The following is a 9,809-nucleotide window of genomic DNA, read 5'->3' as shown; positions in this document are numbered from 1 at the left end:
AGGCGTTGCCAGTCATAGTCGCTGATTTCGTAACGTCGCATAAGCTTTTTGAAACTTAAACAACAGTAAAACAAAATCATTCATTAATTGTCAACACGACCTAGATGTAGCGGATGTCTCGAACCTTCACATCTGTATAGGGTAGCACTACCCTGTTCTGTTAAAGCAAAGAAGAGGTTGTCCTTTTCGGACAGCCTCTTCTTTGTCTTGAACAAACGTTTGGAGCTAGCTTCAAGCAAGCTTCTTTAAGCTTGATTCAGGCTTGCCGCCTGTCTGAACAAAAACCCATACATAGTATGTACTCTATTATACGTCAGCCAAAAGGATATGTTTAAATCTAACATTTCAGTTCTTTCTATTTTGATTGCGTTGCATAAACTCTTTTTAACTTTTCAGGTCAGGCTGTGGCAGAGTCGTGTAAATTTACTGAATGGTTTGATGGCTCCTTTCTTTAAAGGGTTCAACAGCTTTATCCTCAGCTATTAACTGCTTGATTTCTTCATGATTGATTACTTCTTTTGTCAGCAGTACTTCAGCCATCTTATCAAGTAAGTCCCTTTTCTCCACCAGCAAGAGTTTCACCTCCTTATAACATCCGTTGATCAAAGCAGTAACCTCCTCATCTATTAACCGCTCTACGTACTCCGAACGTCTGTCTAACCCTGCTGACTGTCCCAGAAATCCAGGATTAGACCTGTTGACCAAAGATAGGTTCGGAAGCTTTTCACTCATGCCATAAACGGTGATCATGTTTCTGGCCAGCTGTGCTACCCGTTCCAGGTCATTTGATGCGCCGGTGGAAACTTCTCCAAAGGTGATTTCTTCTGCAGCCCTTCCCCCCAGGAGCCCCTTTATTATGCCCAGTAGTTCACTTTTAGACATCAGATACCGATCTTCTAGAGGCATCTGTAAAGTATAACCTAAGGCCCCAATACCTCGTGGTACAATTGAAACTTTATGCACCTCGTCTGCACCCGGGGTAAAAGAGCTTGCAATGGCATGGCCTGATTCATGGTAAGCCACAATTTTGCGTTCTTTTTCATTGATCAGCTTATTCTTCTTCTCCAGTCCTGCAACAACACGCTCGATAGCAGCTTCAAAATCGGCCATCGTGATAGTCTGATGGCTGTTTCTGACTGCAAGTATGGCTGCCTCATTACACACATTGGCTATTTCTGCTCCTGCAAATCCAGGTGTCTGTGCAGCTAATTTTTTCAGGTCAACCCCTGCATCCAGTCTTAACTGGCGCGTATGGACTCTGAAAATAGCTTCCCTGCCTCTCACATCTGGCTTTTCTACTACAACCTGCCGGTCAAACCGGCCTGGACGCAGCAATGCCTGATCCAGCACTTCAGGCCTGTTGGTAGCTCCTATGATGATGACACCTACGCCCTGTTCGAAGCCATCCATTTCTACCAGCAGTTGGTTCAAAGTGTTTTCGCGTTCATCATACCCTCCTCCGAAGGCTACATTGCCTGCTCTGCTCTTGCCTATGGCATCTATCTCATCTATAAAAATAATGCAGGGGGCATTTTTCTTGGCCTGTTGAAACAGGTCTCTCACTCTGGCAGCGCCTACGCCTACAAACATCTCTACAAAATCAGAACCACTGATGCTGAAAAAAGGAACCCCTGCTTCACCGGCAACGGCTTTGGCTAAAAGTGTCTTACCTGTGCCAGGTGGTCCCACCAGCAAAAGTCCCTTTGGAAGTTTGCCACCTAAACGGGTATATTTTTGTGGGGTCTTCAGGAAATCCACCACTTCCTTTACTTCCTCTACTGCTTCATCCACACCAGCCACATCTTTAAAGGAAACGGCTTTTTCAGGTTTTTCGGCCTGTATCTTGGCCTTGTTCTTACCTAAGTCAAGCATACCTCCTGTGTTCATCCTACTAAAAAGGATGTATCTCCATAAAAGAAAGAGCAACACAAACGGAAGAATCCAGTTCAGGATAAAGTCACGAAATGTGTTTTCTTCAATCCTGCCGCTATAATCAACCCCAGCTTCCTCTATAAGGCTTAACAGGCTTTCATCCTCCATATTAGGTAAGCGGGAAACTATAAATTGCTTTTCCCTTTGTTCTTCTACAGACTGTATTCTTAATCGCCAGGGCGTTGAAGGAACAGTGCCGATGGAAGAAAGTGTATCTGTGTTTTCCGGAGAATTGTACTCTCCGACAATACATTGCGGTAGGATAACAAGCTTTTTTACTTCACCCGCCTTTAGCTTCTCTTTAAAGGTATTGTAGCTGATTTCCTGAATACCCGTGGTAGGAGAAAAGAAAAGCCACTGCAGAAAGAAGATTGTTCCCAGCACTACAAGAAAATAGGTAACCGAAAACTTAGTTTTTTTCTCCATACACTTCGCAGATGTAATTACTTTGAAATTAAAGGCCGGAGAATGGAAAAGCGGATACCTCAGGTGTAAACACTTTTTACACCTGAGATATTCATACCACCACAAAGAGTCAACAGGCTTCATGAGAACAAGTTCCAGTGCCGTCCGGAGTCATACGCCAGCCTTCCCATTACATCGCTAACTTTTGTTTTTAGCTTGATAAATGGTCTGGAAACTTGCTGCCACCAATTCATTTTTCCTGTGTCCTCTACAGGGATACTTGAATATGTACTATGCTTTTTGATTTTGGGTATGCTGATTTTCAATAAGCCATCCCTGCACTTTGCCTTGATACCATCTGTATCAGCATCCTTAGGCAAAGTAAACGTTCTGTAAATTTGAGTGCCTCTGAATTCAGCAGTTCTTCCAGCCCCACCGAACACATCCTTCTGTTGCTCTTGTCCTTGCACGGTAAGCACACCATCAGAAAGCTCCAGTTTCAAATGCTTTCTCTTCATTCCCGGAACAGCAATCTCCAGTTTATATCCATCAACCGTTTCCAGCATATTATTATCAAAGGATGTGAAAAGGCTGTTGCCCAAAAGGGCGCTGTAAGGTTTATCTAACAACAGACTATCGATAGGTGCAGGTACCCATTTATCTGATACTTTGTCATATAACAAATTTGTTTTCATAACTACCTCCTTTTCTAGCCAAACCATTGTTTAGTCATAATAAAAAGGCGGTATAACCCGCCTTTTTATTATTTAATTTCAATTTGCTTAGCAGGCTTCACTTTAGCTTCTTCTGTTTTAGGAACAGCGATATGAAGAATACCATCATGATACTTGGCAGAGATCTTATCGCCTTCCACTAATCTTTCAGGCAAGCTGAAAGTGCGCACGAAAGACTGATAATTGAACTCTCTGCGGGTGTAGTTTTCTTTTACATTCTCTTCCTCATGCTTGTCTTCTTTTTGAGCGGAGATGACCAGCATGTTGTTATCCAACTCAACTTTGAAGTCCTGCTTGGTCATGCCAGGAGCAGCCACCTCTAGTTCATAGGCGTCACCGGTCTCTCTGACATTGACAGCCGGAACTGACCCTCTTTCAGAATTGCTATTCATTGGCCAGTTGAACCAATCCCCCATGATACTATCATCGAATAAGGATGGGATGGTTGGAAGTAAACCTCTGTTGTTTTTCGCTAATGTTCCCATAATTAATCCCTCCTTTCTTTAACCTTTAAATGAAAGACTTTTTGAATTAATCTATGAACTTTTAAAGCTAAGTAGCTTAAAGCAAGTTATTTGCCAGATCTACCTGACAGAAATTTTGACACTTTTCTTTGTCATATTTTCTTGCTGAAACTGAAATAATTTCAGTGTAGAACTGCTGTTGACAAGTTTCAATAAATAAACCTAGCCGAGCCATCAGAACATTGGTTTTATTTCACAACTACTAACTTCCAATCCACCGGATAATTTTCCCAGTTGACACTAACCATATCATCATGGTCGTGCCGGGTAATTTCAAGGTTCATCAAGGAGTTTCCTGCCTGAAGGTTCTGTATCCTGATCCTTTCTAAATAAGCTGGCAGAATAGGCTTATGAAAAGAAACCTCTCTTTGTAAAGGAGAGATCCTGATTTGTAGGAGGGCCTGTAACAGCATAAAAACCGCCGCAACCGACCAGGCCTGCGGAGAACAGGCTACAGGATAGGATGTTGGCCCTTCCCCTTGTCTTCTCTCAAACCCACAGAACAGCTCAGGCAGTCTTTGCAAAGGTATAAACAGGGAGGCATCAAAGAGTCCTGTTACCACTGTAGCCGTTTCATTTCTGAAACCATACTTGGACATGCCGTAGGCAATCAGTGCTACGTCATGAGGCCATACCGAGCCATTATGATAGGACATAGGGTTATACCTGCGCTCATTGCTAGACAGGGTACGGATGCCCCAGCCGTTGAACATGTCAGGTTTCAGGAGCGTTGTAACAAGCTTTTCAGCTTTGTCGCTGTCGGCTATACCTGTAAAGAGCAGGTGCCCTGCATTGGAGGTCTTTACCCGGCAAGGCCGCTTTTGCCCGTCAAGCGCCAGCACATAGCAGTCTAATTCAGCATCCCAGAATACTTCATTAAACTTCTTCTTCAGCTCTTGTGCCTCACGTTCCCACTTATCACCCAATTCCTGCTCACCAAGTGTTATCGCCAGTTTTGCAGCGTGTGTTTTGGCGGCATATACATAGCCCTGCACCTCACACAGCGCTATAGGCGGCTCGGCAAGTTCTCCACTGGCTCCAAAAACCGAATCAAAACTGTCCTTCCATCCCTGGTTAGTAAGTCCGTTTGCCGCCTTGTGCTGGTATTCCACAAAGCCATCCCCATCCAGGTCGCCATACGCATCTATCCAGTTCATGGCCGCCTTAATGTTTGGCCAGACGGATTGAATGGTATCTAAATCGGCTGTTCGCTCATAGTACTCTCCGGCCAGAAACACAAACAGGGGTGTTGCATCAATAGTACCGTAGTACTTCTTAAAGGGCACTTCGTTTAGAGCTACCATCTCCCCGCCGCGTGTCTCATGCAGAATCTTGCCAGGCTCCGCGTCTGCTGCTTCATTCAAGGTATCAGACTGGTTGGCCGCCAGAAATCTGAGCACGTCTTTAGACAGATCAGGCGCTATCCATAGTGTTTCGAAAGCGGTCAGAATGCCATCACGGCCAAAGGCAGTGTTGTACCAGGGTACGCCGGCATAGGGATACTTGCCATGAGACGTGTCAGCCATAAGAGAGACCAGGTCTGCCTGCGAACGATTAATCCAGTGGGTGAACTGTTCATTAGCGGTTTGGATGGCGGGAAAGTAGGACTTGGTGTTTTTCAGATCAGGCTCCAGGCTTTCCCGGGCTTCGTAGTAACCTACTATTTCTTTGGCACCATCTTCTTCTCCCTGTTCAAAGGATACACTATATTCCAGTGTGGCTTTCTGCTTGGGAGAGAGCAGCATCCAGTAGTGGATGGTACCATCTGCTGTATATTGTTCAAAGGGAAGCGGGAAAGAGACTTTAGCCTTTCTGATAATGCCGTCCAATCCACGATAAGATAAGATCAGGGTGCGGTTATCCTGGCTTTGTGTCTCCAGTATTTCACCTCTTCTGCTTCTTTCCAGCCCTCTTATTTCAAAAATATCACGAAAGTCTCCTTCAAGGGTTAGGGATAGATGGAGCGGGTAAGACTCATTGTTAAAGTTCTCTGTCTCTATTTTCTCGTGATATAGGTTATCCTTCAGAAACTGGCTTCTGCGCAGGTGAATGGTGCCTTGATGCAGTACCTTCCCGTTATCCAGCACTATCTCCGGGTTGGTCAGGTCTACCGACAGTATCTCATTTTCTTCTTTTATGTTGGAGCTTAACAGAATAGGGCGATGCTCACTTATCCGTAATTCCAGCCTGCTGATAAAGCGGGTGTCACGGTAATAGATTCCCTGTGCTCCTTTGCCTATAGGCAAAATATCGCCCCAGCGGTCGAATATGCCAAATGTGTCGCAGTGGTTTAGTACCTGCGTCCGGTCATCAGCGTAAGACGAGTCTGCCGAAATGTAGTATTTGTCATCCTCTAAACGTATGATATTATCTTTCATAGCCATGTCTGAATTGATCTAAGTAGAAAAAACAAGTACCAGTCTTGCAGCCAGGTTTGAGCCGCTGGCCAGAAAAGAAACGCTAAGGCAATCATTTCTCCGCTTGCATCAGGTTGTCGGCTTTAGAATGAAACGGAGAAAAAGAAGTTCTTTTGTTTCCGGTTAGCTTCTCATACAGCCTCACATAATGTTCTGCCATGACTCGTACACTAAACCGTTTCTCAAATATCTCTCTTACCTTATTCCGGTCCAGTAGATCGATATTATCCAGTGCTCTGACGGCGTCCTCTGTATTGTCTACTACAAACCCTGACTCACCTTTGTTGATGATTTCAGGAATGGATCCATGGTTATAGGCGATCACAGGAGTACCACAGGCCATGGCTTCAATCACCACCATACCAAAAGGCTCCGGCCAGTCAATCGGGAAGAGAAGCGCTTTGGCTTTTCCTAAAAATTCCCCTTTCCTGTCTTCCCCGATCTCACCGATAAATTCTACGTGCGGTTGATCCAGCAGATGTTTAATGTGATGCTCAAAGTAGCTTTCGTCTGCCTTATCAATTTTGGCAGCTATCTTTATTCTCATCCCAGCTTTTCCGGCAATCTCTATAGCCCTGTCTGGTCTCTTCTCACGGGAAATCCTACCGATAAAGGTGACATAACCTCCGTCACCATCACCTTTCTGATACAGGTCTAAAGGTAATCCATGATAGACTGTTCCTAACCAGTTCGCCTGTGGCAAAGGAGTTCTTTGCGCATCGGAAATAGAAACTACAGGTTGGTCTTTGAATTTGCGGTACACATACTGCAGATCAGGTATATCCAGCCTGCCGTGCAGTGTAGTAAGATGAGGCTTCTTAAGCAGTGCAGAAAGTGGGAAGTGGAGGTAATCAGTGTGGAAGTGAAGCACATCAAACTCATGAGCACGTTCAGCTAAATCCTGCATTTGTACAACATGATGTGCCAGGGGGTCTTCCACATGCTGGTTGAGGCGCAAGGCATTATGTATATGACTTACAAGCCTGGCCGATGTGCTAGAGTCGCCGGAGGCAAAAAGAGTTACCTCATGCCCTTGCTTCACCAACTCCTCTGTTAAATAAGATACAACACGCTCAGTGCCACCATAAAGCTTTGGCGGTACTGATTCATACAAAGGTGATATCTGCGCTATTTTCATAACCAATTGTGTTTAGATTTTCAAAACAGTTTTGGTACCACTTCTTTAGATGAAGAAAATTTGACCGTATTTGATCAGACAAGTGCTGATAGCAGTAATGGCTATCAGCACTTGTTGTTTCAAAACTGCTATCAGACGCAAAACAGCAGGTAAAGCCGCTTTACCACACGAAAAAAAGAAAAAGGACACTAACTAGGGTGGGGCTTGGAAGTTCTGCTGTGAATTCCTGCTTCCTGAGGGAAGCAGACAAAGCATACACTCATCAGAGAACAAAGCTAAAGGTAGGGAATAGTTTGTACTCACTATGCGCATCGTTTCCAGATTTTAATATCAACAACTCAATTAAATGGTTTAACTAAACTGCACATTACGCTGCTCTAGCAACGTAACCAATATTTAATCCGAACAAAGCTCATTAAACTGGTGATTTCAAAATTGGCCTAACAAGTAGAATGCCAACTCGCTAAAAGTAGTTTTGAGTTGCCAGTGCAGGGAAAATATGACAGTATAAACGACAGAATGGCACTTATTATTCCGCCGCTGCTGTAGTTAGTAGACATGAGAAGTTAAATCCTGTCAAAGAAGATGGCATCAAGGCCTGCTATGAGGAGGGGGTGCTGCGCATTGCTGTTCCAAAGGAGCAGAGCAGGAAAAGCCGAAGCATAAAATCAATATGGAGTAAACCTGCTTTAAACGAGTATGAAATTTCAATCTAAAAAAAGGAGAGGCTTACAGAGAAGGTAGCCTCTCCTTCTTTGTTGTATGGCATAAGCATTCTATATAGCTTAATTTCGTCCAGAGACGGGGGAGTGGTTTTGTATGTATAGATCTATACTTCTGTTCCAGACTCTATCTTTTGCCTGTTCCTCATGGAAGGATGCTGGTTTGATCGAGGCCATAGGGCAATTCCTCCCCAATTCTTTGCTACTTCTTTATCTATTTCCTTCAGACATTGCAGCAGGAACTTATCTGCTAAGTGTGCACAGTCCCTCCTGCCTGTACCATTCAGCGTCCCTACAATCATAGCCGCTTCTTTGTGAGTCAGGGTTATGGTTATCTGGTTCTCCATTGTCTTACAGTTTAGTTAGGGTTCTTCTAACACAGTACAAATGGATAGTCCGCCCCAAGGGGGAACGCCCAATATAACATTTATACGTCAGGTATATTAAAAAGGAAGGTAGGTAATACTATAAAATATCCACTCTAATAAGCCGCCGTAGCTGAGCACGTGAAAGAATGTGGTGCAGGCGCTGGATGTACCGGTATTACCTGAGGAAGTAGAGGACTTGCTGAAACACACAGCGGAAAGCTTCATGCAGTGACAGAGGTGCATGTTTAAATCCCCAACAGCAGTTTTGGCCTAGTCGTGAAGAAGACACATCTCCTGGAGGAGATTGGAAGGCTAAAAGAGGGGGTAGAAATACAGGAAGAACCCATCATAGAGTACATCCTTTACTCCCCTATGATCTCACTTAACATTTTACAGTCTCCACCGTTTCAAAACAAAAAGCAAAAGGCTATGGCACAGACAACTACATAGCAGATATCAAGCTTTTTTATGACAAAAATGCTCCTATTCAACCACCGGTGCGTGCGGTGGTGAAAATATCAACCCTTCGCTGAGGATCGGAAATACTTCTGCAAGCTCGGCAAGTATGACCTCCATTCTGGAGGGCCCTGATAACTATTAGCACTTTCACCCATAGGATGGTTTGCAATGAAGTAAGTAGTTGCTGTACTACATATGCCATTGCCCTTATATGTGTATGTATCGTTAAAATTAACCTTATTTCTAGAGCAGGATTCATAGCAGTCATTCTGATAGCCTTTGTTATTGGCGCTCTGTTCTACTTCGTATTCAAAAGCAGAGGCCCTTGGGGGAGCTTCTGAACTTTTTTTCTCGTGCTGTTTTTGGGAGTTTTCTTAGCGTATGTCTGGGTGCGGCCATTCGGACCTATTTACTGGGGCGTAGCCTTTTTCCCCTTGTTGTTCATTGGTCTGCTTTTCGCTCTTCTGTTGGCAGCAGCCACTCCACCAAGGCATGGTACTACTTATACCCGCAAAGAATATGATACTCTTGATAGAAAAGCAGAAGAATCGCCTGAGGATGACAAAGCGGTACTGGGCATATTCTTCTGGACTGCCATTATCTTGTTTATTTCCCTGCGATTGCCGGTCTATCTGTAGGCTTGTAGACTTCCCTGAAAGTTGGCCATTTGAAAGTTGAAAAAATCTTTAACTTGAGCTCCTCCCTGTCAAGATGGCTTTCAAAAGGACAAAGCAAGGACTGGGGAAGCATTGCATACTCCGCGTAGCTTCCGTCGAATTCCCGGCCCATGCCTCCCATGAAGGCCGCTACCTTCTGGCCTCGCTCAAACTCTCCCGTTGGGTCAAGCTCCACCTCACCCACGCACTCTATACCCAGCACCCTTGGGAAGGTGACTTTTGGCGAAAGGCCTTTGCGCGTCATAAGCTCTGAGCGGTTCAGGCCGAAGGCTTTTACCTTCACCAGTACCTGGCCGGCCTCGGGAGTGGGTATGGGCCTGTCCTCCAGGATAAATTTCTCGGGACCACCGGACTTATGTATAACGGCTGCTTTCATAGGTATTTTTTTGGTGAATAAAGGTGGCTACCGCTTCCGTGCATTGTTGTAGAGGTT

9 protein-coding genes and 1 pseudogene are annotated in these 9,809 nt (G+C 44.7%); 3 read left to right on the top strand and 7 right to left on the bottom strand.

What is annotated here, in order from left to right:
• Positions 1 to 423 precede the first annotated feature (423 nt).
• The 5 genes from ftsH to ACYVB1_RS16745 form a co-directional block, all read right to left on the bottom strand.
• Positions 424 to 2,358: an ATP-dependent zinc metalloprotease FtsH gene (ftsH, locus tag ACYVB1_RS16765; protein WP_460924946.1), complete on the bottom strand. Its 1,935-nt coding sequence runs from the start codon at positions 2,356 to 2,358 to the stop codon at positions 424 to 426.
• A 119-nt stretch (positions 2,359 to 2,477) separates the two neighbouring features.
• Complete coding sequence (locus ACYVB1_RS16760) at positions 2,478 to 3,032, bottom strand: Hsp20/alpha crystallin family protein (protein ID WP_460924945.1); 555 nt, start codon at positions 3,030 to 3,032, stop codon at positions 2,478 to 2,480.
• Between the two features lie 68 nt (positions 3,033 to 3,100).
• Complete coding sequence (locus tag ACYVB1_RS16755; RefSeq protein ID WP_460924944.1) at positions 3,101 to 3,556, bottom strand: Hsp20/alpha crystallin family protein; 456 nt, start codon at positions 3,554 to 3,556, stop codon at positions 3,101 to 3,103.
• Positions 3,557 to 3,783: 227 nt separating this feature from the next.
• Positions 3,784 to 5,973: an amylo-alpha-1,6-glucosidase gene (locus ACYVB1_RS16750; protein ID WP_460924943.1), complete on the bottom strand. Its 2,190-nt coding sequence runs from the start codon at positions 5,971 to 5,973 to the stop codon at positions 3,784 to 3,786.
• A gap of 91 nt (positions 5,974 to 6,064) precedes the next feature.
• The gene (locus tag ACYVB1_RS16745; protein WP_460924942.1) at positions 6,065 to 7,150 is read right to left on the bottom strand and encodes a glycosyltransferase family 4 protein; all 1,086 of its coding nucleotides are present in this window, start codon (positions 7,148 to 7,150) and stop codon (positions 6,065 to 6,067) included.
• Positions 7,151 to 7,716: 566 nt separating this feature from the next.
• Between ACYVB1_RS16745 and ACYVB1_RS16740 the strand changes: the two are divergent.
• A pseudogene (locus ACYVB1_RS16740) lies at positions 7,717 to 7,866 on the top strand (Hsp20 family protein); the annotation flags it as partial.
• Positions 7,867 to 7,979: 113 nt separating this feature from the next.
• Here ACYVB1_RS16740 and ACYVB1_RS16735 read toward each other — a convergent pair.
• Positions 7,980 to 8,219: a hypothetical protein gene (locus ACYVB1_RS16735; protein WP_460924941.1), complete on the bottom strand. Its 240-nt coding sequence runs from the start codon at positions 8,217 to 8,219 to the stop codon at positions 7,980 to 7,982.
• Between the two features lie 297 nt (positions 8,220 to 8,516).
• On the opposite strand from ACYVB1_RS16735, the gene ACYVB1_RS16730 reads away from it, so the two are divergent.
• Positions 8,517 to 8,690, top strand: a complete 174-nt coding sequence (locus ACYVB1_RS16730; RefSeq protein ID WP_460924940.1) for a hypothetical protein — start codon at positions 8,517 to 8,519, stop codon at positions 8,688 to 8,690.
• Positions 8,691 to 9,061: 371 nt separating this feature from the next.
• Positions 9,062 to 9,337 carry a hypothetical protein gene (locus tag ACYVB1_RS16725; RefSeq protein WP_460924939.1) on the top strand — a complete coding sequence of 92 codons (276 nt, stop codon included), beginning with the start codon at positions 9,062 to 9,064 and terminating at the stop codon, positions 9,335 to 9,337.
• On the opposite strand, the gene ACYVB1_RS16720 is transcribed toward ACYVB1_RS16725, so the two are convergent.
• On the bottom strand, positions 9,306 to 9,752 hold the full coding sequence (locus ACYVB1_RS16720; RefSeq protein ID WP_460924938.1) for an alcohol dehydrogenase catalytic domain-containing protein: 447 nt from the start codon (positions 9,750 to 9,752) through the stop codon (positions 9,306 to 9,308). The two genes, ACYVB1_RS16725 and ACYVB1_RS16720, sit on opposite strands and share 32 nt — an antisense overlap.
• Between the last annotated feature and the right edge of the window lie 57 nt (positions 9,753 to 9,809).

Source organism: Pontibacter brevis (assembly GCF_054779655.1).
This window is presented reverse-complemented; position numbering and strand designations above follow the sequence as displayed.

What these genes read in the sequence shown, in the direction of transcription:
- ftsH (WP_460924946.1), bottom strand. Translation starts at nt 2,358, where the DNA reads ATGGAGAAAAAAACTAAGTTTTCGGTTACCTATTTTCTTGTAGTGCTG.
- ACYVB1_RS16750 (WP_460924943.1), bottom strand. Translation starts at nt 5,973, where the DNA reads ATGAAAGATAATATCATACGTTTAGAGGATGACAAATACTACATTTCG.
- ACYVB1_RS16745 (WP_460924942.1), bottom strand. Translation starts at nt 7,150, where the DNA reads ATGAAAATAGCGCAGATATCACCTTTGTATGAATCAGTACCGCCAAAG.
- ACYVB1_RS16755 (WP_460924944.1), bottom strand. Translation starts at nt 3,556, where the DNA reads ATGGGAACATTAGCGAAAAACAACAGAGGTTTACTTCCAACCATCCCA.
- ACYVB1_RS16720 (WP_460924938.1), bottom strand. Translation starts at nt 9,752, where the DNA reads ATGAAAGCAGCCGTTATACATAAGTCCGGTGGTCCCGAGAAATTTATC.
- ACYVB1_RS16760 (WP_460924945.1), bottom strand. Translation starts at nt 3,032, where the DNA reads ATGAAAACAAATTTGTTATATGACAAAGTATCAGATAAATGGGTACCT.
- ACYVB1_RS16735 (WP_460924941.1), bottom strand. Translation starts at nt 8,219, where the DNA reads ATGGAGAACCAGATAACCATAACCCTGACTCACAAAGAAGCGGCTATG.